Source organism: Aquabacterium sp. J223 (assembly GCF_024666615.1).
In the GTDB taxonomy this organism is placed as follows: Bacteria; Pseudomonadota; Gammaproteobacteria; order Burkholderiales; family Burkholderiaceae_C; genus J223.
Genome location: NZ_CP088297.1, coordinates 4,070,158 through 4,096,784, shown reverse-complemented (window position 1 = coordinate 4,096,784; position 26,627 = coordinate 4,070,158). Strand labels below are relative to the sequence as shown.

The window sequence follows — 26,627 nt, the reverse complement described above, 5'->3', positions numbered from 1 at the left end:
CTGATGCCAGAACATGCGCAACTTCTCTCTCACGGCCCGCCTCGCCGTTGCCTTTATGGCGCTCGCCAGCTTCCTTGTCCTTGCGGTCGGGCTCGCTATGCTGAAGCTGGCCGCGGTCGACGAGCAGTTCGACAGCGCATTCGAGTTGCGCTACCCGCGCATCAAACTGCTCTACCACATCCGCGAGAACAACAACAAGGCGGCCAGCACAATGCGCGATCTCGTGCTTGTTGAAGCCGCTCTTGCCAAACCGTTGCGTGAGGAACTCGACCGGATCGTCCGCCTTAATGACGATGCCCTTGCGTCGCTCGGCGAGGCGATGACAACTCCTAAGGGCAAGGAAGCCTTCAAGGTGTTGGTGACCGCACGCCAAGCCTATGGCGAGCAGCGTGGGGCGCTCTTGAAACTGCTTGACGAGGGCCGTCTCGACGAGGCGCGCGGCCTGCTGCAGCAGACGCTCGCCCCGCGGTTCGACACCTACCAGGGCATTCTCGAGAAGATGGTCGGGCTCGGCGACGACCTCATGAAGCAGGCCGGCCAGCAGGTCGACGCCGAGGTCCACCGCGCGGGCTACACCTTGCTGGGGCTGCTGCTGGTCACGCTGTGCCTGACCGGACTGATCGGGGTCAGCGTGGTGCGCTCCACGACGCGCCCGCTACGGCATGCCATCGACGTGGCGCAGGCCGTCGCCGAGGGCGACCTCACCACGGCCATCGACGTGCGTGGCCGCGACGAGGCGGCCCAGCTGCTGGCGGCGCTGAACGCCATGCGGGACCGGCTGGCCGAGACGGTGGGCGGGGTGCGCACCAGCGCCGAGTCGGTCGCCACCGCCTCGCGCCAGATCGCCGCCGGCAACGAGGACCTGTCCTCGCGCACCGAAAGGCAGGTGGCGTCGCTGCAGGAGACGGCCGCGGCCACGCAGCAGATCGGCGACACGATCCGGCGCAACGCCGACAGCGCGATGGAGGCCGACCGGCTGGCGCAGACCGCGAGCCGGGTGGCCAAGGACGGCGGCGAGGCGGTGCAGCAGGTGGTGTCGAGCATGAAGGGCATCGCCGACAGCTCGCGCCGCATCGCCGACATCATCGGCACCATCGACGGGATCGCCTTCCAGACCAACATCCTGGCCCTCAACGCCGCCGTCGAGGCCGCCCGGGCGGGCGAGCAGGGCCGCGGTTTCGCGGTGGTGGCGAGCGAGGTGCGCCACCTGGCGCAACGCAGCGCGCAGGCCGCCCGCGAGATCAAGGACCTCATCGGCACGAGTGTGGAGCGCGTGGAGCAAGGCGAGGCGCTCGTCGTGCGCACCGGCAACACCATCGGCCAGGTGGTCGAGTCCATCCGCCAGCTGTCCGACATCGTCGGCGAGATCAGCGTGGCCTCGAACGAGCAGAGCGCCGGCGTGACGCAGATCGCCCAGGCGCTGAGCCAGCTCGACGGCACCACCCAGCAGAACGCGGCGCTTGCCGAGCAGGCCACCGCTGCGACGCGCACGCTCAACCATCAGACCGAGACGATGGTGCAGGCCGTGTCCGTCTTCCAGCTGAGCCGCCCGAACCCGGCCGCCTGAGCGGCGCCGGCGCCGGGCGACCGTGCCCGGCGGGCGCCGCACAAGGACCTTCCCGCATTGATGCACCTTCAATCTTGATCGACCCATCGGCCGCTCCTAACCTGCGGGCATCACGATCCCAGCGCGAGGAGCGACGATGCGAATAGGCGGGTTGCGGGCATGGCTGGCCGCCCTCGGTGCCGCATGGCTGTCGCTGGCAGGCCCGGCGACCGCCCAGCCACAGGAGGCGGGCTATCCGTCGCGCTTGATCCGGTGGGTCGTGGCCTACCCCGCAGGCGGCGGGCTGGACGTCATGACGCGCGTCGTCGCCGAGGACATGGCCAAGCGGCTGCAGCAGCCCATCGTCGTCGACAACCGCTCCGGCGCCGGCGGCACGCTGGGCACCGCCAGCGTCGCGAAGTCGCCGGCAGACGGCTACACCGTCATGACCATCGACATGGGCGGCTACACCACCGCGCAGCACCTGTACGCCGGGTTGTCGTACCTGCCGCCACGCGACCTCCAGGTCGTCGGCACCTGGGCCATGCTGCCCTTCATGCTGGCGGTGAACGCCAACCTGCCGGTCAAGAACTACCAGGAGTTCGTCGCCCACGCGCGGGCCCATCCCGGCAAGCTCAACTACGGCACCTCCGGCGTGGGCAACCCCCTGCACATCAGCATGGAGCTGCTGCAGCAGCGCACGGGGACGAAGCTGGTGCACGTGCCGTACAAGGCCATGGTGAACATGGTGGCCGACCTGGCGTCCGGCGAGGTGCAGGCCGCGATCGGCGACTACGGTTCCTTCAAGCCCTTCGTGCAGAGCGGCAAGGTCCGCCTGCTCGCGGTGGCCACCGACAGCCGACTGCCGCACATCCCCGACGTGCCGACCTTTTCCGAGCTCGGCGTCAAGGACTACCCGATCTCGGTGTGGCTGGCGCTGGCCACGCCGAAGGGCGTGCCCCAGCAGGTCGTGGACCGGCTGACCGCGGCGCTCGCGGAGACCCTGCAGACGCAGGAGGTCAAGGACAAGTTCGCCACCTTCGGCGTGGTGCCGTTCTTCAGCAGCGGACCGAAGGCCGCCGACTTCGTTCGATCGCAGGTCACGTTCTGGGAGGGCGTGGTCAAGCCGATGAACATCCGGCTCGATTGATGGGTCGGTTGCAGGGCAAGGCCGCCATCGTCGTCGGCGCCGGGTCCATCGCGCCGGGCTGGGGCAACGGTAAGGCCGCGGCCGTGGCCTTCGCCCGCGAAGGGGCGAAGGTGCTGGTCGTCGACGCCTGCGAGGACGCGGCCCAGGCCACGCACGAGGTCATCCGCGGCGAGGGCGGGGCGAGCGAGGCCTTCACCGCCGACGCGACCCGCGATGGCGACATGGCGGCCATGGTCCGCCGCTGCGTCGAGCGCTTCGGCGGCCTGCAGGTGCTACACAACAACGTCGGGGTGATGACCCCCGGCGACCTGTGCGAGCTGTCGGAGGAGGACTGGGACCGCACCGTGACCGTCAACCTCAAGGGCCTGTTCCTCGCCTGCCGCCACGCGCTGCCGGTGATGGTGCGGGCCGGCGGGGGCGCCATCGTCAACGTGGGCTCGATCTCCGCTGAGCGCTACCTGGGCATGCCGGCGATCGCCTACAGCACGAGCAAGGGTGGCGTGGCCGCCTTCACCCGCGCGCTGGCGGCGCAGTACGGGCCGCAGCAGGTGCGAGTCAACCTGCTGGTGCCGGGCATCGTCGACACGCCGGTCCTCGCGTCGGTGGCCGACCGCATCGCCGCGGCCACCGGCCAGGTGGCCGGGCCGCAGGCGCGGCGGCGGCGCGAACAGACCGTTCCGATGGGGCGGTTCGGCTCGGCCTGGGACGTGGCGATGGCCGCCGTGTACCTGGCGTCCGACGAGGCGGCCTATGTGAACGGCGCGGAGCTGGTGGTCGACGGCGGCCTCGCGTGCATGGCGCCGCAGCCGCAGCGCAGCGCGGCTGGCGCAGGGTAGCGCCGGGCAGGGGGATGTCGCTGGGCCGCCTTCAGGGCAAGCGGGCGCTCGTCACGGCGGCGGGCCAGGGCATGGGCCGGGCCATCGCGCTGGCCTTCGCCGAGGAGGGCGCCGTCGTCGTCGCCACCGACGTCCGGGCCGACCTGCTGGCCTCGTTCGAGGGAACGGCGGTGCAGCGCACCGCGGTGCTGGACGTGTGCGACCGCGAGGCCATTGACGCCCTGCCGGCGGCGCTGGGGCCGCAGGATGTCATCGCCAACGTCGCTGGCTGGGTGCACCACGGGGGCATCCTCGACTGCAGCGAGGACGACTGGGAGCGCACCTGGACGCTCAACGTCAGCTCGATGTACCGCCTCGTCAAGGCCTTCCTGCCCGGCATGATCGAGCGCGGCCACGGCAGCGTGGTCAACGTCGCCTCGGTCCAGTCGTCCATCGTCGCCAACGCCATGCGCTTCGCCTACGGGACCAGCAAGGCCGCGGTGATCGGGCTCACCAAGGCGGTGGCGCTGGCGCACGCGCCCGACGGGGTGCGCTGCAACGTCATCTGCCCCGGCGTCATCGACACGCCCACGGTGCGCGAACGCGTGGCCGCCGATCCCGACCCGCGCGCCGAACAGGCCGCGCGGCTGGCGCGCCATCCGGTGGGCCGCTTCGGCCGCCCGCAGGAGGTGGCCGCGCTGGCCGTCCACCTCGCGGGCGACGAGGCGGGCTTCACCACCGGCGGGGTGTTCGTGATCGACGGCGGCTACACGCTGTGAACGCCGGTGGCGGCACGACGGCACCGGCCGGCGGGCTGACCGCCCTGGTCGCCCGGCGCGCCAGCACGCTGCGCTGGGACGACCTCGGCGAGACCGCCCGGCGCACGGCGCGGCTGGCGGTGCTCGACTGCCTGGGGGCGACCCTGGCCGGCAGCACCGAACCGCTGGCCGGCCTGGTCCGCGACCAGGCCGAAGGGGACGGCGGTGCGCCGCAGGCCACCGTGCTGGGCGGCGCCTTCACGAGGCTACCGGTGGCGGCCGCGGCGTGGGTCAATGGCGTCGCCGCGCACGCGCAGGACTACGACGACGTGAACCTGGCCCTCAGCGGCCACCCGTCGGCGGCCATCCTGCCCGGGCTGCTGGCCCTGGCGCAGTGGCGACGGGCCGGCGGCACCGCACTGCTGCAGGCCTACGTCGCCGGCTGCGACGCCGCCTGCGACATCGGCGGCTGGGTCATGCCCGAGAGCCAGGCGCTGGGCTTCCACCTCACCGGCACGGTCGGTGTGCTCGGCGCCGCGGCGGGTGCCGCCCGCCTGCTGGGCCTCGACCCCCGCGCCACCGCGCACGCGCTCGGGCTGGCGGCCAGTCAGTCGGCGGGGCTGCGGGTAGAGGGCGGCACCATGGCCAAGCCGCTGCACCCGGGGCAGGCGGCGCGGGCGGGCGTGCAGTCCGCCCTGCTGGCCGAGCGCGGCTTCACCGCCCGCGACGACATCCTCGAATGCCGGGGCGGCTTCATCGAGGCCTATGGCCGCAAGCCGCCGCCCGACCTGCGGGCGCTGCCGCCGCCGGGGCAGGCGCTGGCCGGCCACCTCTTCAAGTTCCACGCCGCCTGCTTCTTCGTGCATGCGGCCATCGAGTGCGCGCTCGCGCTGCGGGCCCAGGCCGCCGCGCGATGGCCGGGCCAGGAGACGGTGCTGCGGCTTCGGGTGCACCCCAGCACCCTGGCCGCCTGCCCGTACCGGGCGCCCGCCGACGGTCTGCAGGCCCGCCGCAGCCTTCCGCACGCGGTGGCGATGGCGTGGTGCGGACGGCCCACCGAAGACCCGGCGGCGTTCGGTGGACCGGACCTCGACGACCCCGAGGTGCGCGCCGTCCGCGATCGGGTGGTGGTGCAGGCCGACGCGGACGTGGCCGCCACCGCGGCCCGTCTGCAGGTGGCGTTGGCCGACTGCCGGCTTGAGGCGACCACCGCCCATGACCCGGCGCGGGTGCCCCCGCTGGACGGTGCCGGCGAGGGCCGGCTGCGGCGCAAGTTCGAGGTCCTGGCCGGCCCGCTGCTGGGGGCCGGGCGCGCGCAGCGCCTGCTGCAACAGCTGGACGACCTGGCCCGGCTGCCCTGCGTCGACGACCTGCTGGCGCCGTTGCGCCGCGGCTGATGCGGCGGCCCGCGGCCTTGGCGGGACCCTGGACGGCGAGGCGGCCCGTGCGGCCGGCTCAGGCCGCCGCGGCCCAGTCGGCGGCGGCCGGCGCCGGCGTCGACGGGTGAGCGGCGCCGGCGTGCAGCACCCGGGGCCCCAGCGCCTGCGGCCCCAGCGCCTCGAAGTCCGGCACGCCGATCAGCCCCAGGGTGCGGTCGATCTCGTCGCGCAGCAGGTCCAGCACGCGGCGGACGCCGGGCTCGCCGGCGGCGATGACGCCGTACAGCGGCGCCCGGCCGACGAAGGTGCACTGCGCCCCCAGGCAGCGGGCGATGACGGCGTCGGCGCCGCGCCGCACGCCGCTGTCCATCATCACCGTGACCCGCTCGCCCACGGCCGCCGCCATGCCCGGCAGCATGTCCAGCGCCGCGGGGCCCCGGTCCAGCGCCTTGCCGCCGTGGTTGGAGACGATGATGCCGTCCACCCCGGCCTCGGCCGCCCGCACGCCGTCGTCGGGGTGCTGCAGCCCCTTGACCACCAGGCGGCCCGGCCAGTGCCGGCGGAAGAGGTCCAGGTCGCGCCAGGTCTGCACCGACGGGCTCTGGCTGCGGAAGTAGGCGAACACAGCGGCGGCATCGGCGTTCGGGCCGGCATAACGCGCCCAGGTGTGCATCATCGGCAGGCCGCCGTGCCGCAGGTGGTCCGCGATCCAGGCCGGGTGGCGCAGCGCTTCCAGCAGCAGCGACGGCGTGGGTTTGAGCGGCAGCCCGAAGCCGTTGCGCAGGTCGCGCTCGCGCTTCGGGTAGACCGGGGCGTCGACGGTGAGCACCAGCACCTCGATGCCCTGCGCGCGGGCGCGCGCCATCAGGTCCTGCGACACGCTCCAGTCGCGTGCGGCGTAGAGCTGGTACCAGGTGCGGTCGGGGGCGATCGACGCCACCGACTCCAGGGCTTCGAGGCAGGCGCCCGACAGGACGAACGGCACGTCGCAGGCCGCCGCCGCGCGCGCCAGCGCCGATTCCGCGCCGGGGCGGAACAGGCCGGCTAGGCCGGTGGGGGCCACTCCGACCGGGCTGGCGTAGCGGCGGCCGAACAGCGTGACGGCCTGCGACCGCCGGCCGACGTCTTGCATCTGCCGGGGCACCAGGTGGCGGTCGGCGAAGGCCTGCTCGTTGCGGGCCAGCAGGCGCTCGTCCTCGACGCCGCTGTCGATGACGTCGAAGAGGATGCGCGGCAACCGGCGACGGGCCAGCCGTCGGATGTCGTCGAAGCTGAAGCAGCGATCGAGTCGGCGGCTCATGGCGCGGCGGGGCGATCGGTCACAGCGGCCAGCCCAGCAGCGCGTCCAGCGAGTACGGCCCGCCGCCCCGCACGACGAAGTACAGGCAGCCCACGCCCCACAGCGCGTAGTGCTCGAAGCCGTTCTGGTTCGCGAAGTAGCCGTCCTTGCGCAGGTGGTGGAAGGCCGAAAGCATCAGCAGCAGGCAGCACCCGGCGGCGGCCGGTCGCGTCAGCAGGCCCAGCGCGAGCAGGCTGCCGCCGACCAGGTTGTTGACGGTCGAGGCCACGGCCCAGAGCATGCCGGGCCGCCAGCCGTAGCGGTCCAGGTAGGCGGCCGTGCCGCGCAGGTCGGACACCGGCATGCCGGTGTTCTTGAAGAAGCCGAAGCTGGAGCGCAGCGCGTAGGGCACCAGCGCCGCGCCCACGCACAAGCGCAGCAGGGCCTCGACGAGGGGCACCGCGCGCTCCAGCCCCGCGGCGAGGTCGTGCAGCCCGTTCACCGTCGGCCCTTTCCCGGGCGGGTGGCCGCGCTATTCACGCGGGGTGTCCGCCTGGGTGGCGGCCCAGCGCGCGATCTCGTCCTTGCGCATGAAGGCCACGCCGGGATGCGACCGGGCGTGGTCGATGAACTCCTCCATCACGCGGCACACCGCCGGCTGGCCGCCGATGCGGTCGTGCAGGCTGACCGACATCAGCCGCCGGCGTGACGCGCCCTCCCGGTACAGCACGTCGAACTCGTCCTTCAGGTCCGACAGGAAGTCGCGCGCCGAGAACGACAGGTGGTGGAAACGGTCGATGTCGTTGTTGCGCCGGGTGTAGGGCACCACCATGAACGGCCGGCCGCCGACCCCCCACCGAGAACGGCTCGTCCCGGCTGACGTCGTCGATGTAGTAGAGGAAGCCGAGCTCCTGCAGGATGCCCAGGGTGTTGGGCCCGTTGCGCAGCGCGAAGGCGTTGAAACCCACCGGCCGTGTGCCGGTGGCCTGTTCGATGGCCTCGATGTTCGACCGGTAGGAGGCGCGCTCCTGCTCGGGCGTCATCGTCCAGTGCGGTACCCATTCGTGGCCGTGCGCGGCCGCCTCATGGCCGCGGGCGACGATCTCGCGGGCCAGCTGCGGGCTGCGGGCCACGGCCTTGCCGACCATGTGCGAGGTGACCTTGATCCCCTTGCGGTCCCAGAGGTCCAGCAGGCGCGGCACGCCTTCCTTCAGGCCGTACTCGAACCACTTGCCGACGGCCGGGTCGGGCGTGGACGGGTCCATCTCGGCGAACGGGCTGTACGGCGCGCAGGCCGGCTGCGCCCCGGCCTCGAACTGCATGGAGACCGAGACGACCAGTCGCGCGCCATCGGGCCAGAAGCTGTGCGGCATGTTGCCTCTCTGGTGGTGTTTCGATCAGTCTAGGGGCCGCTGCCCGGATGATCAACGTTGAACGTCCATCAATCTTTCGGCCGAACCCCTGGCCATTTGGCTTTCCCGGATTGACGCTGTTTCAAGATTGCGCCCGACCTGGGACCGCCCTAACGTGGCCTGCTGAACCCATCGTTCGGCACAACAGGAGACATCAATGGGCGCAGCGTTGATGAGCAGGAGAAGGGTGCTGTCGGCAGCGGCGTTGGCGGTGTCGGCGCCGGGTCTGGGTCTCGGCCTGTGGCCGTCGGGCACGGTGGCGCAGACGGCGGCCTTTCCGTCGAAGCCGCTGCAGTGGATCGTCGGCTACCCCGCCGGCAGCGGGATGGACGTGCTGGCGCGCATCGTCTCCGAAGGCATGGCGCGCGACCTCGGGCAGCAGGTGGTGGTCATGAACCGGCCCGGCGCGGCGGGTTCCATCGCCGCGTCGTCGCTGGCCAGCGTGCCGGCGGACGGCCACACCCTGCTGACGGTGGACATGGGCATCTACGCCCAGAACCCCCACCTTTACAGCAAGCTCTCGTACGACCCGCGACGCGACTTCGCCATGGTGGGGATGATGGTCCAGATGCCGCCGGTGCTCGTGGTGCCGACGTCGCTGAACGTCGCCTCGGTGACGGAGTTCATCCAGTACGTGAAGTCGAGGCCGGAGAAGTCGCTCAACTTCGCGTCCTCGGGCGTGGGCAACCCCACCCACCTCAACATGGAGATCTTCCAGCGCAAGGCCGGCTTGAGCATGGCGCATGTGCCTTATCGGGGCTCGCCCGCGGCGCTGGCCGACATGGCGACCGGCCAGGTGATCGCAATGTTCGTGGACGCCAACACGCCCATGCCGTTCGTCCAGTCCGGCAAGCTGCGCTTCCTGGCCACGGCGACGCCCCGCCGCGTGCCGCTCATCCCGGACGTGCCCACCATGGCCGAAGCCGGCTACGACATGAGCGTTCCGATCTGGGTCGGCGTCGGCGTGGCCCGCGCGACGCCGCAGCCGGTCATCGACCGTCTCAACCGAAGCCTCAACGACAGCCTGCAGAACCCCCAGGTGCAAAAGCGCCTGGCGGACGCCGGCCTCACCGTGGCCGAGCGGACCAGCGCCCGCCAGGCCGACGACTACGCCCGCGCCGAGTTCCAGCAATGGGGCCAGGTCATTGCGCCGATGAACATCGCCTTGGACTGAACGGCCGGGCCGCTTTGCTCTCCATGACCAGCAGGAACCCAGAGATGTCCAGCCCGACGCCGCGCACCGTCATCGTCACCGGAGGCGGGCGCGGCATCCCGGCCAGCGTGGTCCAGCGGTTCGTCGACGGTGGCGACCGCGTGGCCGTGGTCGATCTCGTGATGGAGCGTGCCCGTGCCGTGGCCGAGGCGGTGCAGCGCAGGGGTGATCGGCCCGGGGCGGCGATGGCCTTCTCCTGCGACGTGCGGTCGTGGGACTCCGTCAGCGCCATGGCCGAGTCCGTGCGTGCGTCGATGGGCACGCCCGAGGTGCTCGTCAACGCGGCCGGCAGCTACTTCGCCTACAAGATGCCCCACGAAACCACCGAGGCGGAGTGGGACTCGGTGGTGGATTCGAACCTGAAGGGCATCTTCCTGTGCTGCAAGGCGGTGCTGCCCGGCATGATGGAGGCCAGGAGCGGACGGATCATCAACTTCGCGTCGAATGCGGCGCGGTCCGTGGCGACGGCGCTGGGCGTGGAGTACACCGCGGCCAAGACCGGCGTGCTCGGCCTCACGCGGCACCTGGCTCGCGAGTACGCGGACTACAACATCCTCGTCAACACGCTGGCGCCGGGACCGACCGATGTGGAGCGGGTCAAGGAGACGACGTCGGAGGACTTCTACGCCGCCATCCCGAAGACGATCCCGCTCGGCCGCTACGCCCGCCCCGAAGAGATCGCGGCCGTGGCCTGGTTCCTGGCGTCACCCGACGCCAGCTTCATCACCGGTGCCACGTTGGACGTCAACGGCGGCATCATCATGGTGTAAGCGATGGCCGACCTTGTCCTGGGTGCCCAGTGCGTGAACCTGTCGGTCAAGCGCCTCGACGAGGTCGAGGCGTGGTACGTCGACCTGTTCGGTTTCCGTCGCGTGTCGCGACGTCGCTACCCCGAGATGGCGCTAGAGATCTGCTTTCTGCGGCTGGGCGGATTCGAGGTCGAACTGATCCAGTTCGACCAGTCGGTGGAGTCCGTCCGGTTCCCCGACCCGCCGCGGCATGGGGCGCAGCGGGGCATCACGCATTTCGGGCTTCAGGTCACGGACCTCGACGCGGTGCAGCAGCGGCTCGTAGAGGCGCGCGTCGCGGTGCTGTTCGGTCCGAAGGTCTTCCCGGAACTGGGAATGCGTCTGTTGTTCGTGTCGGACCCCGAAGGCAACCTCGTGAAGCTGGTGGAGCGCGTGCCGCCAGTTGAGGTGCATAGCGGCGCCTAGCTTGAGCAGTTTGCCTTCGTCGGTGATTCACGGGCCGCGAGACTCTGATGGACAGGCAGCGGCCGATTGCGCCCTGCAATGACGCTGGCTACTAACGGCCAGCGAAAAATGCCATTCGCGTGACGCTCCGACAAAAGGCCGGTGTCGGCGTCCACTACCAGCGACCAGAAGCGCCCAGCCGACGAACGCACTCATCCGTGCGCCGCCATCGGCTGCCGTCGCGCCATTTTCAGGTTGCCAAGCGCGACCAAGGTGACGATCTGCCCGCTCGGGGTGCGCGAACGGAGAGGGTGCTGCGGCGACACCAATGCGTCCACTAAGCCGTCGCTCAGTCGGTCGGAAAAGGTCTCCTCGTCCGGGTTGGGGAACGACCTCAAAGTCCGGCACCCTCAGCGCCACGTTCTCCCCGCCGCCCGTGGGTTGCCGTGCGCCAGACTATACGGGGCGCTGCACCTCGGCGGTCCGGGTCTCTGACGCCCCTCGCGCTGCAGCTCAGACGCGATAGCCAAGCCATCGGTCTCACTGATGGGCAACTTTCATGAGGTGGTCATGGCTGATGCGATTCGGCCACTTGAGAATCGCGCCGAGTGAGCCGGTCTTGTTTGGTCGGAGAAGGCGCGTGCGCGACACGACGGGTTAGCGCGCCGCATGACGCTGACCTTTGCCGAGACCAGCTGTGCCGTCGGCGACCCGGCAAGGTTCGCATGGCGTTCGCCATGGACGCTGTGACGCACGTCTGGTGCGCCATGGGCAGGCGTGAGGCCGGACACTGGCGCTGCATCGAGATCGGTGTTAGGGCCCCTTTCTGATCCATTCATCACTTCATTAAGGAGAGAGACATCATGTTCCGTTGGATGTGCAGCCTGTTTGTCATCGGCGCGCTGTCCGGTTGCGGCAGCGGTCCCTTGACGCCGCCTAGCCCCGCCGCACCGCCCGCGGCGGCCGTGCCGTTGAAGGTCATCGTGTTCCCGGGAGGGTTCAACTGGCCGCTGTGGGTCGCGCAGGACAAGGGCTACTTCAGCCGCGAGCGGCTGTCGGTGGCCATCACGCCGACGCCCAACTCGACGTTCCAGATGAAGGGCCTCATCCAAGGCGACTTCGACATCGCGATGACCGCGATGGACAACGTGATCGCCTACCGCGAGGGGCAGGGCGAGGCCGGGGTCGACGGGCCCGACCTGGTCGCCGTCATGGGCGCCGACACCGGCTTCCTGCGGGTGGTTGCCAGCCCCGACGTGCGCAGCTACGCCGACCTGCGGGGCAAGACGCTGTCGGTCGATGCCCTGAGCACCGGCTACGCCTTCGTGCTGCTGGAGATGCTGGAGCGCAACGGCCTGGTGCTGGACCGGGACTACAAGACCGAGCGCGCCGGCGGCGTGATGCAGCGCTACCAGGCGCTGATGGAGCGCAAGCACGCCGCCACGATGCTGGTGGCGCCGTTCGACATCATGGCGCAAGCGCAGGGCTTCCCGACGCTGGGCAACGCCAGCGTGGCGCTGGGGCACTACCAGGGCGTGGTGGCGGCGGTGCGGCAGGGTTGGGCTCGTGCCAACGCCCAACAGGTGAGCTCGTACATCCGGGCTTACGCCGCGGCGATCGACTGGCTGGCCGACCCCCGCAACAAGGACGACGCGATCCGCATCTTCCTGGCCAACATGCCTGCGCAGACCACGCTGCAGGCGGCCCAGACCGCCTACACCGCGCTGGTGTCCGGTCGTGAAACGTTCCAGCGCCAGGCCCGCATCGACACCGCCGGCGTCGACACGGTGGTGAGGCTGCGCGCCAAGTTCGGCCGGGCCGGCGTCAAGCTGCGCGAGGGCGCGCAGTACTACGACATGACCTACCACCGCGTGATCTTCCCCACGCCCTGAAGCGGCGGAACCTGAGCGCTGCGGCCGCCGGTCGCAGCGCTCCGAGCGCGAACGCCGACGGCTCAGGCCGTCCGGTACTTGACGTGCGGGCGGATCGGGCTTCCCGTCAGGCGCTGTTCGATGACGTGCGCAATCCAGCCCACGCTGCGGCCAACGGTCCACAAGGCCGATGCGCTGCGCTGCGGCTGGTCCATCGCCCGCGCCAGCGCCACTAGGCCGACGACCAACGACACCGGCGGGCCGCCCGCGGCCTGCACTGCTCCACCAGCGACTGGATGTCGGCCAGCGCCTTCGCCGCCGCCAGGCCGGCGGCCAGTTCCAGCAGGTACTCGGCGCGTGGATCGCCGTGAGGATAGAGTTGGCTCTCGAATCCATGGACCTTGACCTCGCCGCGGGCCGACGCCGCGGCTAGCTCGCGCGGGCGCGCCGGCGACTGCCGTGTGGCGAAGAAGTCCTCGGCGCGATCGCAGCCCCCGCCCAGCACGAGGCCCGACTGGCCTCCGAGGGCGGCGATCAGGCAAGCGTGGAGGCCGGCGCCAGTCGACGCGACGACGCGCGCGGCAAAGGTGGCCGGCGACAGCTCGTGGTCGGCGCAGCAGATGAATAGCCCGTTCATCGCCGCCTCCGATGACGGGCTCGGCTTTGCGTCCAGCGCCCGCAGCGCCAGGGCCGCCATCGACTCGCCCGCCTTGGGGTGCAGGAAGCGGCCGGGCGAACGCAGGTGGGCCAGACAGCCCGCATAGGCATAGACCAGTCGGCGCGCCAACCGCATGGTGTTGCCGGACCGCAGCTCCGAGCTCGCCGCCTCGCCCAGCGCGATGGTGACCGAGGCCATCACGCGCAGGATCGGGGCGGAGGTGCCACCGTGCTGGAGTGCGGCGATGACCGCCTCGATGTTCGGCGGGAACGCGTCGGACTCCCAGGGCACCGGCTCGTCGATGGCCATGCCTGTCCACAGCAGCTCCGCCAAGTTCTCCAGTCGGCCGGGCTGTATCGGCAGGGCGCGCGCATGCCGCCCCTGTAAGGCGGACCGTCTGGGGTGGATCTCGGTGATCACGCTGCTCACGCTGTTCGGGATGACGACCGACGGCGCGTCGCTCGGCGGGCCGTCCCGCTCGAGCTTGCGGGCCAGCATGCGTTCGACGTCCTCGCGCTAACAGAGGGATCGCTTCGATCCAGCCGTGGAGGTGCGGCGAAGCAGCCCTCGGCTCGCGTAGGCATAGAGCGTCTGCTGCTTGATGCCAAGCAGCCGCATCACCTCGTTGGTTTCCAGAAATGCGTCCGGCATGTAAGTGGTGGATCAATATCATTAATCCCAGATGGCAGGCCGCATCTAGCCTGACGAGCAGTGGCAAATCGTTGATCATCAACCTCTGCAAAACCAGATTGATTAATTGAATTGAAAATGTGAGCATGGTCCCCGTTGCGGTGCGGGAAGGGTCATGAAACTCTGCCGGTTCGATGCGGGGCGGTTGGGTGTGGTGGAGGGCAACGCGGTCTTCGACGTGACACCGGCCCTGGAGGTGTTGCCACAGGTGCGTTACCCGTTGCCGCACCATGACCCGCTGATCGCCGACCTCCCTGCGGTGTGCGCCGCCGTCCGCAACCTGAGGTCCGGTGCCCGGTCCATGCCGCTGTCGGCGGTCCGGCTGCTGAGCCCGATCGCGAACCCTTCGAAGATCATCGGCGCGCCAATCAACTACCAGTCCCACATCGACGAGAGCATGCGCGACAAAGGCATCTCCCATGGCCGCGCCGTGACGACGATCCGGGATTGGGGTCTGTTTCTCAAAGCGACGACGTCGTTGATCGGCTTCGGCGAGGAGATCGTGCTGCGCCGCCCCGATCGCCGCAACGACCACGAGTGCGAGCTAGCGGTGGTGATCGGCGAGCCCTGCCACAAGATCGCCAGGGCCGACGCGCTGCGCCATGTGGCCGGCTACGCCATCGGCCTGGACATGACGGTGCGGGGGCCGGAGTTCCAGTGCTGGCGCAAATCGGTAGATACCTACAGTGTGCTGGGCCCCTGGTTGGTCACGGCCGACGAAATCCCGGATCCCGATACCCTGGACCTGGCCCTCAGCGTCAATGGCCAGCCGCGCCAGCGGTCCAACACCCGCCATCTGGTTGTGGACGTGGGCGGCCTCATCGAGATGGCCTCGGCCATGTACACCTTGCAGCCTGGCGACGTGATCATGACCGGCACGCCGCACGGCGTTGGCCCGGTGGTGCCGGGAGACACCATCCGCGCGTCGGTGCAGGGCATCGGCGAGGCGGCGGTCAGCGTCGGAGCGCACTATGGCTGAGGCCAGGCGGTCCTGGTGCCGGCGCAGAGCGACGTCGCCTTCGTCGTGCGGCAGATGGGCGTTCCCTTGGAGGTCGCTTCCGGCGTTTCGACGCGCGGGTGTCGCTCGACCCCGACCGGCCGGAGGCAGGCAGCGTGGCGATCACCATCGACACCGGCAGCGCGACGCTGCGCGTGACGGAGATCGCCGCGGCGCTGCAGAAGCCGGAGTGGCTGGCGTTCATGACCTTTGGGCAGGCCTCCTTCGAATCCAGCCGCATCCGTGCGATCGACCTCTCGCGCTTCGAGGTGGCGGGCAGGGTGTCCATCAAGGGAATCGCCCGTAAGGTGGTCGTGCCGGTGGGCGCTGTCGACCGCCGGCAACGTCATCACCGCCAGCCGCCTATTCACCATCGCCCCGGGGACAACGGTAGTCCGAGCGCCACCTGCGCCAACCGACCCGTCGCTGCAGCGGGGGTCAGCGGCGCTTGTCCGTCACCTGTTTCCACCACAGCTCCCACGAGCGGCCGATCTGCGTGTCGTTCGACGCCGCCGCAAGGTCCGCTTCGCCGGGCGTCAGGTACTTGACCTCGCCGAGGGTGCAGGCGTTGAGCTGCAGCCGGGCATTCACCTCGGAATAGATCGCGCGGTACACCACCTGTTCGATGGAGGTGCCAACCACGGTGGAACCGTGTCCTCGCATGAGGACGCAGCTGCAGCTATCTAGGGCGCGCGCCAGCGCAGCCCCCAGTTCGGCATTGCCAATCAGGAGGTCGCTGTCGCCGACGACATCGTGGGTGTCGAAGCGCGCCGTCCCACTTCCCAGGAAGCCGGCCATGTGGAAGATCGGTCGCAGCCGCTGCCCGGTAGCGCCGAACGGAATCACGTTGGGCGAGTGGCTGTGCACCACCGCCTGCACGTCAGGGCGCGCCCGGTAGATCTCCGCATGGATGAAGCGCTCAAGGTACGACCGCTGGCCCGTGTTCGCCACGTCCACGCCGTCCAGGTCGTAGCAGAGGATGTCGGCCGCCTGAACCAGGGCCGGCGCGCGGTTCCTCGACAGGAGGAAGCGGCCAGGATTCTGATCGTGCCGGACGCTCACATGGCCGAGGCCATCGACGACACCCTGGTCGTACAGGATCTGGTTGGCCAAGACCAGTTTCTCGATCAGCCCGGCGTCGGCTTGTACAGATCCCGTCATGGGGTGGACATCATTGGTTGAAAGCATTCGCGCAAACGGTCGCCGTCCCGGCACGCCGGTCTAGAGGTCGATGACCAGTCTGTCGGACTTGGCTCGTGACACGCAGATCATGATCTGCGTGTCCATCTCCTCCGGCATGAGCACCATGTCGCGGTGATCGACCTCGCCCTCCAGCAGCCGGGTACGGCAGGTGCCGCAGGTGCCGCTTTCACAGGACGACGGGGTGTCGAGACCGTGCTCGCGAAGCGTCGCGAGGATGGAGCGGCCCACCGGCACTTCAAAGCTCTTGCCGCTGGACGCCAGCTGAACGGTGAAGGGCTTGTCGTCCGGCTTGACCTCGCCCCCCTCGGCAAAGCTTTCAAAGTGCACCTGCTTCGCCGACCAGTGGCCGGTCATATCGCGCACGGCCTCCATCAGGGGGCGCGGGCCGCAGCAGTAGACGTGCTGGCCTACGGCCGGCTTTTCCAGCGCAGGCCACAGGTCGAACGAATTGGCCGGGTCGCCGTGGTCATGGTGCACGGTCACCCGCCGGCCGTACGCCTTGAGGTCGTGCACGAAGGCGGTGTAGGCCGCGTCCCGCGACAGGTAGATGAGCTTCCAGGGCACACCGAGGTCCTCATGCTCCAGCGACTGGATCATGGCCAGCATCGGCGTGATGCCGATGCCGCCGGCGATGAACAGGTGTGACCTCGCGTTCTCGGCCATCGGGAACGCGTTGTCCGGCGCTGAGGTCGGCAAGGTGTCGCCGACCTTCAGCTGCTGGTGCATGCTGAGGGATCCGCCCTGCCCGCCGTCCTCCCGCTTGACGGCGATGCGGTAGGTGTCGAGCTCGAAGGGGTTGGAGCAGAGCGAGTACTTGCGGACGGAGCCGGACGGGGTTTGCACCTTAACGTGCGAACCGGCGGTGAAGGCCGGCAGGGCAGTGCCGTCCGGCTGCGCCAGCGTAAAGCCGCGGATGCCATCGGCCAGATCCTGAACGTCGGTGACCGTTAAGGGCATCGACGTGTCGGTGTGGTTGCCTGTGTTCATGTTGGGTAACGCATTCTGACCGACAGCCGTCCGGCTGGCCGGGTCAGTCGGGCCTCAGGTTGGCGTGCTTGGCCGCAGCGGTCACCCGGCCGGCCTCATCCTTTAACGCGCGGGCTAGCTGCGCCGGGGTGCCGCCCACCGCCTCGACGCCTGCGACGGCGAGCTGGTCTATGACATCGGGTCGCTTAACGATCTTGGCCACCTCGGTGCTCACTCGCTGCACGACGTCCGGCGGCGTGCCGGCCTTGGCCAGCATTGCGACGTTGAACGCAAAGTCGAACCCCTTGATGCGCTCGGACAGTGCCGGCACTTCTGGGGCCAGCTGCGAGCGCTTTGGCGAATTGATCGCCAGAAGGCGCGCCTGGCCGTTCTTGACGAAGCCCATCAGCGACGGTGGCGACGCGAACACCATTTCCACGTCACCGCCGACCATTGCGGGGACGGAAGTGCCGCTGCCACGGTACGGAATGTGCGTGATAAAGATTCCGAGGCCTTGCTTCATCGCCTCGGCGGTTAGGTGATGGATCGAGCCGTTGCCGGCTGAGCCATAGTTCATGGCCCCCGGCTTTGACTTTGCCAAGGCGATGAACTCGTCTAGGTTCTTCGCAGGGACCTTGCTGTTCACCGCAAGAAATAGCGGGGCGGTTCCAATTAGCGAGACGGGCGTGAAGTCCCGCTCCGTGTCGAACGTAATGCTCTTGCTGATCAGTGGCGCGATGGCAAGGCTCGAACCGTCCGTCACTAGGAACGTGTAGCCGTCGGCCGGAGACTGAGTGATCGTCGCTGCGGCAATGGCCCCACTTCCACCCGGCTTGTTTTCCACGATGACCGGCTGCCCGAGCGACTCTTGAAGCCGGGTGGAAAGGATGCGGGCCACCGTGTCCGGCAGGCCACCAGGCGAGAACGGCACCACCAATTTGATCTGGCGCGACGGATAGGCCTGGCCCCACGCCGTCGTTGCCGGCAGAGCACAGCAGGCGGTAATGGCCGCAGCTGCCACGCGCTTGAAAAGTTGGTTTCGCGTCATCGAGGCTCCTTCAAGGATGCGGGACGTCGGCATGGTGCGTGTTCACCCTGAAATGGTTAGAAGACTAACAAATAATGATAACAGCGGCCCGCTCGGTGTGCGAGCTGGCATCTAGGGGGTTTCCCTTGTCTCTACCTTTAGGAACCGCCCTTATACTTAGAGAGCTAAGGAAGCGCCGCTAAGCCGTGCTCAAGGAAGGAGAGTTGCGATGTTGACGTCTGAAGAGAACGATCTGCTGTGCCGTGTGGAGGGGGATGCCCCCATGGGACAGCTCATGCGCCGTCACTGGCAGCCGGTCTGCCTAATCGAGGAGGTGTCCGAGCCGGACGGTGCGCCCGTGAAGGCCCGTCTCTTCGGGGAGAACCTCGTGGTCTTCCGGGATAGCGACGGCCAAGTCGGCGTGATGGACGAGTTCTGTCCGCACCGAAGGGCATCGCTCGTCTATGGCCGCAACGAGGAAGGCGGTCTGCGCTGTCTTTACCACGGCTGGAAGATGGACGTTAAAGGCAACGTCGTTGAAATGGCCTCAGAGCCCGCCTCCAGCGGCATGGCGGAGAAGGTCAAGCACAAGGCCTACCCAGTCAAGGAATGGGGTGGCTTCGTCTGGGCGTACATGGGTCCGAAAGAGGATGTGCCGGAGTTCGTGCCACCGCCCTGGGCACCCACGGAAGACACCCGGGTGAGCATTGCCAAGGTGCTGCTGCCCTGTAACTGGGCGCAGATCCTCGAGGGCGCCATCGACTCGGCGCACAGCTCCAGCCTGCACTCGTCGGACATGGTGCCGGCCCGGGTGGATGGCGCCAAGGCAACGTCGAGCCTGTGGCTGCGCCCGTCTACGGACAAAGCGCCGCGGCTGCAGGTGCAGAAGGGTCAGTACGGATTCCGCTACGCAGCGCTGCGCCGCCCGATCCACAACGCCAGCGCCAACGACTACGTGCGCTCGACGGTGTTCGTCGCGCCCGCGACGGCGCTGATCCCGCCGAACAACCTGTACAACGTTGCGAACGTGAACGTGCCGATGGACGACACGAACACCGCCTTTTACTTCCTGGCCTGGGGGCACCCGGCGCAGACACCGGAAACCGAGACCTGGCGCAAGTTCCTGCGGCAGACCGTGGGCATCGACGTGGACGCCGAGTACCGCCCGCTGCGCAACCAGGACAACCGGTTCTGGCAGGACCGTCAGGCCATGAAGGCCGGCAACTTCACCGGCATCACCGGCTTTCCGAACCAGGACGTGGCGATGTGGGTCACCATGGGGCCGATCGCCAACCGCAGCGACGAGCGGCTGGGCGCCAGTGACCTCGCGATCGTCGAGTTCCGCCGCCAGATGCTGGACGCGGTGAAGGACTTCCAGAGCTCCGGTCGCGCCATCGGCACGGGCGAAATGCGCATCCCGTCGTCCATCTGCGCCTACCAGGCCATCGTGCCGAAGACCACCGACTGGCGGGAGTTTACTGCCCACCCGGTGTGGCAGGGCGACAACCTGCCCGAGCTGGAGCCGTCGTATTCGGTCAAAGCCTGAAGGATCGCAGTGGCTAAGCTTCAACTTTCGGTCGCCATGGGCGACTACGACCGCACGCGCGCGCTGCACGACGGCCGCGTCCAGATCGACGGCGTCGATCCTGTTTTCATGCTGCTCAACCCTGAGGAGATGTTCTTCCGGGCCATGCGCAGCCGGGACTTCGACATCGCCGAGATCTCGTTGTCGAGCTACCTGGTGAAGCACTCCCGCGGCGAGTGCCCTTACGTCGCCATCCCGGTCTTCCTGTCGCGAGCGTTCCGGCACACCTCGATCTACGTCCGCAAAGACCGCATCAAGCGTCCGGAAGACCTCAAGGGCAAGCGGGTGGGGTTGCCGGAGTACCAGCTCACCGCCAACGTGTGGGCCCGGTCCATCCTGCAGGACGACTACGGGGTGCGCCCCGAAGACATGCGGTGGGTGCAGGGCGGGATCGACACGCCGGGGCGCCCGGAGAAAATCTCGCTGCAGCTGCCGCCGGGGGTGGTGGTCGAGCCGGCGCCCGCGGGTTCCACCATCTCGCAGCTGCTGGACCGTGGCGAGATCGACGGATTTATCGGCCCGCGTCCGCCGACGGCCTCCATCCTGCGGTCGAACCCGGACATCGGCTGGCTGTTCGACGACCCAACCGCCACCGCCAAGGACTACTACCGCCGCACCGGCGTCTTCCCCATCATGCACGTGGTGGGCATCCGCAAGGAGCTGGCCGAGCGTCATCCCTGGCTGCCGGGCGCGCTGCTGAAGGCGTTCACGCAGTCCAAGGCGGCCGCACTCGAACTGCTCGCTGACACCTCGGCGACGAAGGTCACGCTGCCGTTCGTGGAGGAGCAGCTGAAGGCGGCGCGGGACGCCATGGGGCAGGACTACTGGTCGTATGGCGTGGCTCCCGCCCGCAAGACGCTGGAGACCTTCGTTCGCCATCACCATGGGCAGGGCCTGTCCTCGCGGCTAGTGCCCGTCGAAGAGCTGTTCCACCCTGCGACCTACGAGACCTACAGCATCTGACGCCGCCCGTGGACGCGACCCTCGCGGGCTACCTGGCGCTGTGCCTGCTGGCCGGTGCCTGCGTGAAGGGCGCGCTGGGCATCGGTCTGCCTCTGGTCGCGTTGCCGTTGATGTCGCAGCGCATCCCGGCGGCCCAGGCCATCGTGATGGTGATGATGCCGGTGCTGGTGTCGAACGCCTGGCAGGCGTTCAGCACCGGTTTTTCCGCGCCGGCGCTGCGGCGCTTCTGGCCGTTGCTGGTGCCGCTGGTGGTCTCCACCGCGCTCGCCTCCCGGTTGACGGTGACGCTGCCCGACGCGACGCTGCGCATGGTGCTGGCCGGCTGTGTGCTGCTGGCGGTGCTGCTGCTGTCGCTGCAGCTGCGCCTCACCGTGCCGCCGGAGCGTGAGCGCTGGTGGAGCCTCGGCGTGGGCCTGGCCTCCGGCCTCATGGGCGGCATGTCCGCCCTGACCGGCCCGCTGGTAATCACCTACCTGCAGGCGCTGCGGCTGTCACGCGAGATGTTCGTGCGGAGCGTGAGCGGCATTTACCTCGCGTCGGCCATTCCGCTGTACGCCGCGCTCGCGGTGCAGGGCCGTGTCAGCCTGCAGGACCTCGGCTGGTCCACCGCGGCGCTGGTACCGGTCGGACTCGGCCTGGCCATCGGCCAGTGGCTGCGCGGTGGATTCAGCGAACGGACCTTCCGTCACGCCATCCTGGCCTTCCTGACCTTGGTCTCGCTGAGCCTGCTCGTGCGCTGACCCGCCTGCGACGTTCGACAGCCGCCCCCCTGAAGACCTTTGGAGTTTTGTATGACGGACACCAACGAAACACTGGACCGCGCGCTCGAGCGCAATGTGCGCGACGCCCTGGCGGAGGACATCGGGTGCGGCGACCTCACCGCATCGCTGGTGCCCGCGCGGAAGAAGGCCCATGGCCATGTGCTGGCGAAGGAGGCCGGCGTCCTTGCCGGCCAGCCGTGGTTCGACGCCTGCCTGCGCGCCCTCGATCCCGACGGCCACGTGCAATGGAACGTCCGCGACGGCGAGCGCTTCGAGGCCGGCACCGTGGTCTGCCGCTTTGAGGGGCGCGCGCAGGCGCTGCTGAGCGCCGAGCGGCCGGCCCTCAACTTCCTGCAGCTGCTGTCGGGCGTGGCCACCATCACCCGCCAGTACGTCGAGGCCATCGCGGGCGCGTCGCCCAACCCTCGTGGCTGCCTGATCCTGGACACCCGCAAGACCGTGCCGGGCCTGCGCCAGGCGCAGAAGTACGCGGTGCGCATGGGGGGCGGCGCCAACCACCGCATGGCGCTGTGGGACGGCATCCTCATCAAAGAGAACCACATCGCCAGCGCCGGTGGCATCGCCGAGGCGCTGGCGGCGGCGCGCCGGCTGCACCCCGACGTGCAGGCGCAGATCGAAGTCGAAGACCTCGATGAGCTGCGCCAGGCACTGGCCGCCGGTGCCCGGAGCGTCCTGCTCGACGACTTCACGCTCGACCAGATGGAGGCCGCCTTCCGCATCACCGAGGGCAGGGCGGTGCTGGAGGTGTCGGGGGGGCGTGGACCTGGCGGGCGTGCGGCGGATCGCCGCCACCGGCGTGGACCGCATCTCCAGCGGAAAGCTGACCAAGGACGTCCGCGCGGTGGACCTGTCCATGCGACTGGAGGGCTGAACATGTCGACGCCACTCGATGCCATGCCCGATCGTCCGCTGCGACTGGGCGTCGCGGGGCTGGGCCGGGCCTTCTCGCTGATGCTGCCCACCTTCCTCGCCGATCGGCGGGTGCAGCTCGTCGCCGCCTGCGACCCGCGACAAGTCGCGCGCGACCAGTTCGCCCGCGACTTCAGCGCCACGGTGCACGAGACGGTGGAGGCGCTGGCGGACGATCCGGCGGTGGAGGCGGTGTACATCGCTAGCCCGCACCAGTTCCACGTCGCCCACACCGAGGTGGTCGCGGCCCGCGGCAAGCACATCCTCGTCGAGAAGCCGATGGCCATCACGCTCGACGAGTGCGACCGCATGCTCGAGGCCTGCCGCCGGGGCGGCGTGCAACTGGTGGTGGGGCATTGCCACAGCTTCGACACGCCTTACCTCGAGACGCGCCGGCTGATTGACAGCGGACGGCTGGGGCGCGTGCGGATGGTGCAGGCGCTGAACTACACCGACTTCCTCTACCGGCCGCGACGGCCGGAGGAGCTGCGCACCGCCGAGGGCGGCGGCGTGGTCTTCAGCCAGGCCGCGCACCAGGTGGACATCGTGCGCCTGCTCGCGGGCAGCCGCGCCACGCGCGTGCGGTCGGTGTCCGGGGCATGGGATCCCTCGCGTCCCACCGAAGGCGCCTACTCGGCGTTGATGTGGTTCGAGGACGGGGCGTTCGCCAACCTCACCTACAGCGGCTACGGCCACTTCGACTCGGACGAGTGGATGCAGTGGCAAGGCGAACTCGGTCAGACCAAGTCGCCCGCCGACCATGGTGCGGCGCGGCGCAAACTCGCGCAGCTGGGCTCACCGGAGGAAGAGACGCGGCTGAAGGCCGCCGCGACCTATGCGGGCCCGGCGTGGAAGATGCCGAGTGTGGCGGCGGCGACCGCCCACCAGCACTTCGGACCCACGCTGATCTCCTGCGAACGCGGCGTGATCCGGCCGATGGCCGATGGGCTGTGGGTGCTGGAGGATGACCGTCGCAGCTTCCTGCCGATCGCCGCACCCACCGTGCCCCGAGCCGAGGTGATGGACGAGCTGCTTGCCGTCGCCCGGCACGGCCGGCCGCCGCTGCACGACGGCCTGTGGGGCCGTGCGACGCTTGAGGCATGTTTGGCGCTGTTGACCTCTGCAAGCGAAGGCCGGGATGTCAGCCTATCGTTTCAGGTCGCGCTGCGCTCGAATCAATAACAAAGCACGCACCGGTAAGGCATCGAGGCCATAGATGCGCTGCCCCCAGGTTTCGTAGCGCTTCGATTTAGAGCTCAGGGGACTGCATCGTAGTCGTCAAAGCGGTGTTTGGCGCGGTGCCGCCAGCATGCTGGCGGCACCGCGCGGCGAACACGGCCGGCGGCACGTGCCCGAGGGTGCTGTGGCCGGTGGCGGTTGTAGTCCTCGCGCCAGTTCTCGATGACGCTGCGCATGTGGCTCAGGCTGGCGAACCAGTGCTGCGACAGACACTCGTCGCGGAAGCGGCTGTTGAAGCTCTCGATGTAGGCGTTCTGCACCGGCTTGCCGGGCTGATGAAGCGCAGCTCGACGCCGTTTCGGGCGGCCCTGGCCCTGCATATCGTCTGGCCCGCGGACTCCGGGCCGTTGTTAGTCAGTGCGGATCACCTTGGGCAGGCCCCGCCGGGCCTTCACTTGGTCGAGCACTTGTGTGACGTACAGCGCTGGGATCGACGTGTCCACGGCGATCTGGACTGCCTCTCTGCTGCAGTCGTCCACGACGGTCAGTGTCGTCGCCCGGCGGCCATCGGCCAGCTCGTCGAACACGAATCCGATGCTGCACACCTGGTCGCGGGTTGCATTGGGCGCACCAGAGGCTGCCGCACGGGCACCGGCAGCTTCTCGCGCCGGCGCTTGCGCTTGCGCACCATCAGGCCTTCTTCGCGGTAGACCCGGTAGGTGCGCTTGACGTTGATCGCCCAGCCGTCGATGCGGAGGCGGCTGTGCAGCATCCGGTAGCCGTGGCGGCGGTGCTGGCCGGCAAGCTCTGTCAGGCGCTTGCGCAGCCGGCCGTTGCTGTCGTCGCGGGGGCGGTAGCGCAGGGTGCTGGGCTCATGCCCACTTGCCTCAGGGCCTGGCGCTCCTCAAGCCCAAGTCCTGCAGCTGCCGCACCACCTCGCGACGCGCCGCCACGGCCGTCGCTTTCCCTTGAGCACCTCGCGCATCGCGTCGACTTCGAGCATCGAGTGGTCCAGCAGTTTCTTCAGCCCGTGTTCTCCGCCTCCAGCGCCTTCAGGCGCTGCGCGTCCGACACCTTCATGCCCGCGAACTTGGCCTTCCAGGCGTAGTACCTCGGCTCGCTGAAGCCATGCTTCCTGCACAGCTCCTTAACCGGCAGCCCGGCATAGGCCTCACGCAGGAAGCCAATGATCTGTTCCTCGGTGTAGCGCTTCTTCATCGGTCCGATCTCCATCTCGGGTTGATCGGACTCTAGAACTACTCGCTACGAATCCCTGGGGGACAGCGCGGCGAGAGTCCACGGCCTTCAACGACTCCATCGGCACTTGAACGGACGCTGGCGGTCCGCCTAGTCGCGACCACGGCATGCCCAGCGCTGTTCGCGCAGTGGGTGCAACCTCGCTTGACATGTCATACAGGCAGCGCGAAGAATAAGCTTAGGCGCCTAAAGAAGGCGCTGGTGGATCCACACGTAAAGTCGTATGGAACTGCATGACAAACGGCAGACGTGCCGCTTTACCGTGGCGGATTGCCGCCGGAGCCTTTTGACAAAGTTAACTAGGAGACACCTTATGAGCGACCAGTTCAGCCTGCGCCTTCGCGCGCCTGCCTTTCACTTCAAGGCGCTGTCGTTGGCAGTGATCTTGTCCATTGCCGGTTGCGGAGGCGGTGACGACGACGCCCCAGCGCTGGCCCAAATTCTGGGCTGCAACGGCACCGTGACGTACGACGAAGTCGAGGGGACGCTCCCCGGCGGGACACCTTGGGGCATGCGGCGACCGACGAATTGGAACGGTGTGCTGATCAACGATCTAGACTACATCCCACGGAAAGACAGCGCGCAGAACTGCTACTGGCTGCAGAGAGGGTACGGCCTTTCCGGCACGAACCGGCATCCGCAGCGAAATAACATCTACGATCCGGAGCGCGAAACTACCGAGTTGCTGTCGGTCATGGACAGCTTCACACAGCGTTACGGAAAGCCGACCAGGACCATCCAATATGGCCATTCGGGCGGCGGGTACGTCGCACTGAACTTTGCCGAGCGGTACCCGAATCGGGTGGATGGCGTGGTCGCGGGTTGCGCCCACGAGCCGGTCGTGTTAATGAACATGATGCACGACGGTTGGTACGTGCTGCGCACGCTTCTTGCGCCGCAGTTGCAGATCCTTAATTTCGATGCCTTGACCACTGTAAGCAGTCAGGCGCAGCAGTGGCGTACCGCGTTGACGCAGGCGCAGGCTACACCTGCGGGCAAAGCGCGCATTGCTCTTGCCTCGGCAATCGGTCAATGGGCGCCGTGGACGGACACCACCAAGCCGAAGCCCAACTTCAACGATCCGGTGGCGTTTCAGCAGGCGATCTTCGAAACTGCCATTGTCAATTCATCCCAGCCGGGCGGGCAGTCTCGCTACATGTTCGAGCACGCCGGTGGGTCGGCCACCGCGCGCAATCTGTCGTGGAATAGCGGTATCGACTACGGCCAGTTGTTTAATCGGGCCGAGCCGGCAACCAAGGCCTTGGTGGAGTCTCTCTATGCTGCAAGTGGTACCACGTTGCAGGCGGACCTGGCAACGCTGGGAAGCACGCAGCGGGTGCAGGCAGATCCTGGTGCGATTGACTTCTGGAACCAGCCGGGGCGCATCGTCCGCGGACGTCCGCAAGTGCCGGTGCTGCGAACTCACACCACCGGCGACCATGCGGTACCGCCAACAATCATCGACTCGTACACGCAGAAGATGCAGGCAAATCAGGGCAACACTGCCCTGTATCGCACGGCCATTGTCGATCGAACCGGTCACTGCACCTTCGATGCGTCGGAGGCGGCTGCATCGGTGGAAGTGCTGCTCGAGCGGATCAGCACGGGCACTTGGCCAGACACGACGCCCGCGGCGATGAACGCGCGCGCGAAGTCGCTGTTCCCGTCGTCCACCCCGCTGTTCGTCGCCTATCAGCCGGTGAGCGCGAACCGCCCACAGAACAACCCGTCGGGCGGTCTCTAAAGTGCTAAGGGCGGGGGCGCATCTGGCGCCCCCGCTCGTACTCATCATCTA

24 protein-coding genes and 3 pseudogenes are annotated in these 26,627 nt (G+C 68.6%); 17 read left to right on the top strand and 10 right to left on the bottom strand.

Going from position 1 to position 26,627, the window contains the following annotated elements:
• Positions 1-13: 13 nt before the first annotated feature.
• The 5 genes from LRS07_RS19310 (at position 14) to LRS07_RS19290 (ending at position 5,666) form a co-directional block, all read left to right on the top strand.
• Entirely contained in the window at positions 14-1,567 is a 1,554-nt protein-coding gene (locus LRS07_RS19310) for a methyl-accepting chemotaxis protein (protein ID WP_260499545.1), read from the top strand.
• A 259-nt stretch (positions 1,568-1,826) separates the two neighbouring features.
• Positions 1,827-2,696, top strand: a complete 870-nt coding sequence (locus LRS07_RS19305) for a Bug family tripartite tricarboxylate transporter substrate binding protein (RefSeq protein ID WP_260499544.1) — start codon at positions 1,827-1,829, stop codon at positions 2,694-2,696.
• Positions 2,696-3,532, top strand: coding sequence for an SDR family NAD(P)-dependent oxidoreductase (locus LRS07_RS19300; protein ID WP_260499543.1), 837 nt, complete (start codon positions 2,696-2,698; stop codon positions 3,530-3,532). Before LRS07_RS19305 ends, LRS07_RS19300 begins: the two co-directional genes overlap by 1 nt.
• A gap of 14 nt (positions 3,533-3,546) precedes the next feature.
• Positions 3,547-4,290 carry an SDR family oxidoreductase gene (locus LRS07_RS19295; RefSeq protein ID WP_260499542.1) on the top strand — a complete coding sequence of 248 codons (744 nt, stop codon included), beginning with the start codon at positions 3,547-3,549 and terminating at the stop codon, positions 4,288-4,290.
• Positions 4,287-5,666, top strand: a complete 1,380-nt coding sequence (locus tag LRS07_RS19290) for an MmgE/PrpD family protein (RefSeq protein WP_260499541.1) — start codon at positions 4,287-4,289, stop codon at positions 5,664-5,666. The genes LRS07_RS19295 and LRS07_RS19290 overlap by 4 nt, the downstream gene beginning before the upstream one ends.
• 58 nt (positions 5,667-5,724) lie before the next feature.
• Here LRS07_RS19290 and LRS07_RS19285 read toward each other — a convergent pair whose 3' ends face one another.
• The 4 genes and pseudogenes from LRS07_RS19285 to LRS07_RS22360 all read right to left on the bottom strand — a co-directional run.
• Entirely contained in the window at positions 5,725-6,948 is a 1,224-nt protein-coding gene (locus tag LRS07_RS19285) for an alpha-hydroxy acid oxidase (RefSeq protein WP_260499540.1), read from the bottom strand.
• Between the two features lie 19 nt (positions 6,949-6,967).
• Complete coding sequence (locus tag LRS07_RS19280) at positions 6,968-7,429, bottom strand: DoxX family protein (protein ID WP_260499539.1); 462 nt, start codon at positions 7,427-7,429, stop codon at positions 6,968-6,970.
• A 30-nt stretch (positions 7,430-7,459) separates the two neighbouring features.
• The gene (locus LRS07_RS19275) at positions 7,460-7,759 is read right to left on the bottom strand and encodes a polysaccharide deacetylase family protein (protein ID WP_260499538.1); all 300 of its coding nucleotides are present in this window, start codon (positions 7,757-7,759) and stop codon (positions 7,460-7,462) included.
• Between the two features lie 124 nt (positions 7,760-7,883).
• Positions 7,884-8,192, bottom strand: a pseudogene (locus LRS07_RS22360) (polysaccharide deacetylase family protein); the annotation flags it as partial.
• Between the two features lie 304 nt (positions 8,193-8,496).
• Here LRS07_RS22360 and LRS07_RS19270 point away from each other — a divergent pair.
• The 4 genes from LRS07_RS19270 (at position 8,497) to LRS07_RS19255 (ending at position 12,637) form a co-directional block, all read left to right on the top strand.
• Positions 8,497-9,513 carry a Bug family tripartite tricarboxylate transporter substrate binding protein gene (locus LRS07_RS19270; RefSeq protein WP_260499537.1) on the top strand — a complete coding sequence of 339 codons (1,017 nt, stop codon included), beginning with the start codon at positions 8,497-8,499 and terminating at the stop codon, positions 9,511-9,513.
• A 44-nt stretch (positions 9,514-9,557) separates the two neighbouring features.
• A complete protein-coding gene (locus LRS07_RS19265) occupies positions 9,558-10,322 on the top strand; it encodes an SDR family NAD(P)-dependent oxidoreductase (protein WP_260499536.1) in 765 nt (254 codons plus the stop codon).
• A 3-nt stretch (positions 10,323-10,325) separates the two neighbouring features.
• Positions 10,326-10,766, top strand: a complete 441-nt coding sequence (locus LRS07_RS19260) for a VOC family protein (protein WP_260499535.1) — start codon at positions 10,326-10,328, stop codon at positions 10,764-10,766.
• An 842-nt stretch (positions 10,767-11,608) separates the two neighbouring features.
• Positions 11,609-12,637: an ABC transporter substrate-binding protein gene (locus tag LRS07_RS19255; RefSeq protein ID WP_260499534.1), complete on the top strand. Its 1,029-nt coding sequence runs from the start codon at positions 11,609-11,611 to the stop codon at positions 12,635-12,637.
• A gap of 62 nt (positions 12,638-12,699) precedes the next feature.
• Here the strand turns inward: LRS07_RS19255 and LRS07_RS19250 are convergent, their stop codons facing one another.
• Together LRS07_RS19250 and LRS07_RS19245 are read right to left on the bottom strand one after the other, a co-directional pair.
• Entirely contained in the window at positions 12,700-12,831 is a 132-nt protein-coding gene (locus LRS07_RS19250; protein WP_260499533.1) for a citrate/2-methylcitrate synthase, read from the bottom strand.
• Between the two features lie 17 nt (positions 12,832-12,848).
• Positions 12,849-13,772: a citrate/2-methylcitrate synthase gene (locus LRS07_RS19245; protein ID WP_260499532.1), complete on the bottom strand. Its 924-nt coding sequence runs from the start codon at positions 13,770-13,772 to the stop codon at positions 12,849-12,851.
• A 307-nt stretch (positions 13,773-14,079) separates the two neighbouring features.
• On the opposite strand from LRS07_RS19245, the gene LRS07_RS19240 reads away from it, so the two are divergent.
• Complete coding sequence (locus LRS07_RS19240) at positions 14,080-14,943, top strand: fumarylacetoacetate hydrolase family protein (protein ID WP_260499531.1); 864 nt, start codon at positions 14,080-14,082, stop codon at positions 14,941-14,943.
• Positions 14,940-15,509 carry a YceI family protein gene (locus tag LRS07_RS22355; protein ID WP_409450655.1) on the top strand — a complete coding sequence of 190 codons (570 nt, stop codon included), beginning with the start codon at positions 14,940-14,942 and terminating at the stop codon, positions 15,507-15,509. The genes LRS07_RS19240 and LRS07_RS22355 overlap by 4 nt, the downstream gene beginning before the upstream one ends.
• Here LRS07_RS22355 and LRS07_RS19235 read toward each other — a convergent pair.
• From LRS07_RS19235 to LRS07_RS19225, 3 genes are read right to left on the bottom strand one after another with little or no spacing between them, the layout of a single operon-like run.
• A complete protein-coding gene (locus LRS07_RS19235) occupies positions 15,400-16,122 on the bottom strand; it encodes a class II aldolase/adducin family protein (RefSeq protein ID WP_260499530.1) in 723 nt (240 codons plus the stop codon). The two genes, LRS07_RS22355 and LRS07_RS19235, sit on opposite strands and share 110 nt — an antisense overlap.
• A gap of 60 nt (positions 16,123-16,182) precedes the next feature.
• The gene (locus LRS07_RS19230) at positions 16,183-17,151 is read right to left on the bottom strand and encodes a PDR/VanB family oxidoreductase (RefSeq protein ID WP_260499529.1); all 969 of its coding nucleotides are present in this window, start codon (positions 17,149-17,151) and stop codon (positions 16,183-16,185) included.
• Between the two features lie 43 nt (positions 17,152-17,194).
• Positions 17,195-18,178, bottom strand: a complete 984-nt coding sequence (locus tag LRS07_RS19225; RefSeq protein ID WP_260499528.1) for a Bug family tripartite tricarboxylate transporter substrate binding protein — start codon at positions 18,176-18,178, stop codon at positions 17,195-17,197.
• A 208-nt stretch (positions 18,179-18,386) separates the two neighbouring features.
• On the opposite strand from LRS07_RS19225, the gene LRS07_RS19220 reads away from it, so the two are divergent.
• The 5 genes and pseudogenes from LRS07_RS19220 to LRS07_RS19200 all read left to right on the top strand — a co-directional run bounded on the left by LRS07_RS19220 (position 18,387) and on the right by LRS07_RS19200 (position 23,578).
• Positions 18,387-19,703, top strand: coding sequence for a Rieske 2Fe-2S domain-containing protein (locus LRS07_RS19220; protein WP_260499527.1), 1,317 nt, complete (start codon positions 18,387-18,389; stop codon positions 19,701-19,703).
• Between the two features lie 9 nt (positions 19,704-19,712).
• Complete coding sequence (locus LRS07_RS19215) at positions 19,713-20,705, top strand: substrate-binding domain-containing protein (protein WP_260499526.1); 993 nt, start codon at positions 19,713-19,715, stop codon at positions 20,703-20,705.
• A gap of 8 nt (positions 20,706-20,713) precedes the next feature.
• Positions 20,714-21,445, top strand: a complete 732-nt coding sequence (locus LRS07_RS19210) for a sulfite exporter TauE/SafE family protein (protein ID WP_260499525.1) — start codon at positions 20,714-20,716, stop codon at positions 21,443-21,445.
• Positions 21,446-21,496: 51 nt separating this feature from the next.
• Positions 21,497-22,358: pseudogene (gene nadC, locus LRS07_RS19205) on the top strand (carboxylating nicotinate-nucleotide diphosphorylase).
• A gap of 2 nt (positions 22,359-22,360) precedes the next feature.
• On the top strand, positions 22,361-23,578 hold the full coding sequence (locus LRS07_RS19200; protein ID WP_409450566.1) for a Gfo/Idh/MocA family oxidoreductase: 1,218 nt from the start codon (positions 22,361-22,363) through the stop codon (positions 23,576-23,578).
• A 67-nt stretch (positions 23,579-23,645) separates the two neighbouring features.
• Here the strand turns inward: LRS07_RS19200 and LRS07_RS19195 are convergent.
• Positions 23,646-24,793: pseudogene (locus LRS07_RS19195) on the bottom strand (IS3 family transposase).
• A gap of 352 nt (positions 24,794-25,145) precedes the next feature.
• Here LRS07_RS19195 and LRS07_RS19190 point away from each other — a divergent pair.
• Positions 25,146-26,576 (top strand): alpha/beta hydrolase, encoded by a 1,431-nt coding sequence (locus LRS07_RS19190; protein ID WP_260499524.1) that lies wholly within the window; start codon positions 25,146-25,148, stop codon positions 26,574-26,576.
• Positions 26,577-26,627 lie beyond the last annotated feature (51 nt).

What these genes read in the sequence shown, in the direction of transcription:
- LRS07_RS19300 (WP_260499543.1), top strand. Translation starts at nt 2,696, where the DNA reads ATGGGTCGGTTGCAGGGCAAGGCCGCCATCGTCGTCGGCGCCGGGTCC.
- LRS07_RS19285 (WP_260499540.1), bottom strand. Translation starts at nt 6,948, where the DNA reads ATGAGCCGCCGACTCGATCGCTGCTTCAGCTTCGACGACATCCGACGG.
- LRS07_RS19190 (WP_260499524.1), top strand. Translation starts at nt 25,146, where the DNA reads ATGAGCGACCAGTTCAGCCTGCGCCTTCGCGCGCCTGCCTTTCACTTC.
- LRS07_RS19255 (WP_260499534.1), top strand. Translation starts at nt 11,609, where the DNA reads ATGTTCCGTTGGATGTGCAGCCTGTTTGTCATCGGCGCGCTGTCCGGT.
- LRS07_RS19250 (WP_260499533.1), bottom strand. Translation starts at nt 12,831, where the DNA reads ATGGACCAGCCGCAGCGCAGCGCATCGGCCTTGTGGACCGTTGGCCGC.
- LRS07_RS19265 (WP_260499536.1), top strand. Translation starts at nt 9,558, where the DNA reads ATGTCCAGCCCGACGCCGCGCACCGTCATCGTCACCGGAGGCGGGCGC.
- LRS07_RS19275 (WP_260499538.1), bottom strand. Translation starts at nt 7,759, where the DNA reads ATGGTGGTGCCCTACACCCGGCGCAACAACGACATCGACCGTTTCCAC.
- LRS07_RS19220 (WP_260499527.1), top strand. Translation starts at nt 18,387, where the DNA reads ATGTTGACGTCTGAAGAGAACGATCTGCTGTGCCGTGTGGAGGGGGAT.
- LRS07_RS19240 (WP_260499531.1), top strand. Translation starts at nt 14,080, where the DNA reads ATGAAACTCTGCCGGTTCGATGCGGGGCGGTTGGGTGTGGTGGAGGGC.
- LRS07_RS19245 (WP_260499532.1), bottom strand. Translation starts at nt 13,772, where the DNA reads ATGCTGGCCCGCAAGCTCGAGCGGGACGGCCCGCCGAGCGACGCGCCG.
- LRS07_RS19230 (WP_260499529.1), bottom strand. Translation starts at nt 17,151, where the DNA reads ATGAACACAGGCAACCACACCGACACGTCGATGCCCTTAACGGTCACC.
- LRS07_RS19310 (WP_260499545.1), top strand. Translation starts at nt 14, where the DNA reads ATGCGCAACTTCTCTCTCACGGCCCGCCTCGCCGTTGCCTTTATGGCG.
- LRS07_RS19225 (WP_260499528.1), bottom strand. Translation starts at nt 18,178, where the DNA reads ATGACGCGAAACCAACTTTTCAAGCGCGTGGCAGCTGCGGCCATTACC.
- LRS07_RS19235 (WP_260499530.1), bottom strand. Translation starts at nt 16,122, where the DNA reads ATGACGGGATCTGTACAAGCCGACGCCGGGCTGATCGAGAAACTGGTC.
- LRS07_RS19270 (WP_260499537.1), top strand. Translation starts at nt 8,497, where the DNA reads ATGGGCGCAGCGTTGATGAGCAGGAGAAGGGTGCTGTCGGCAGCGGCG.
- LRS07_RS19200 (WP_409450566.1), top strand. Translation starts at nt 22,361, where the DNA reads ATGTCGACGCCACTCGATGCCATGCCCGATCGTCCGCTGCGACTGGGC.
- LRS07_RS19260 (WP_260499535.1), top strand. Translation starts at nt 10,326, where the DNA reads ATGGCCGACCTTGTCCTGGGTGCCCAGTGCGTGAACCTGTCGGTCAAG.
- LRS07_RS19295 (WP_260499542.1), top strand. Translation starts at nt 3,547, where the DNA reads ATGTCGCTGGGCCGCCTTCAGGGCAAGCGGGCGCTCGTCACGGCGGCG.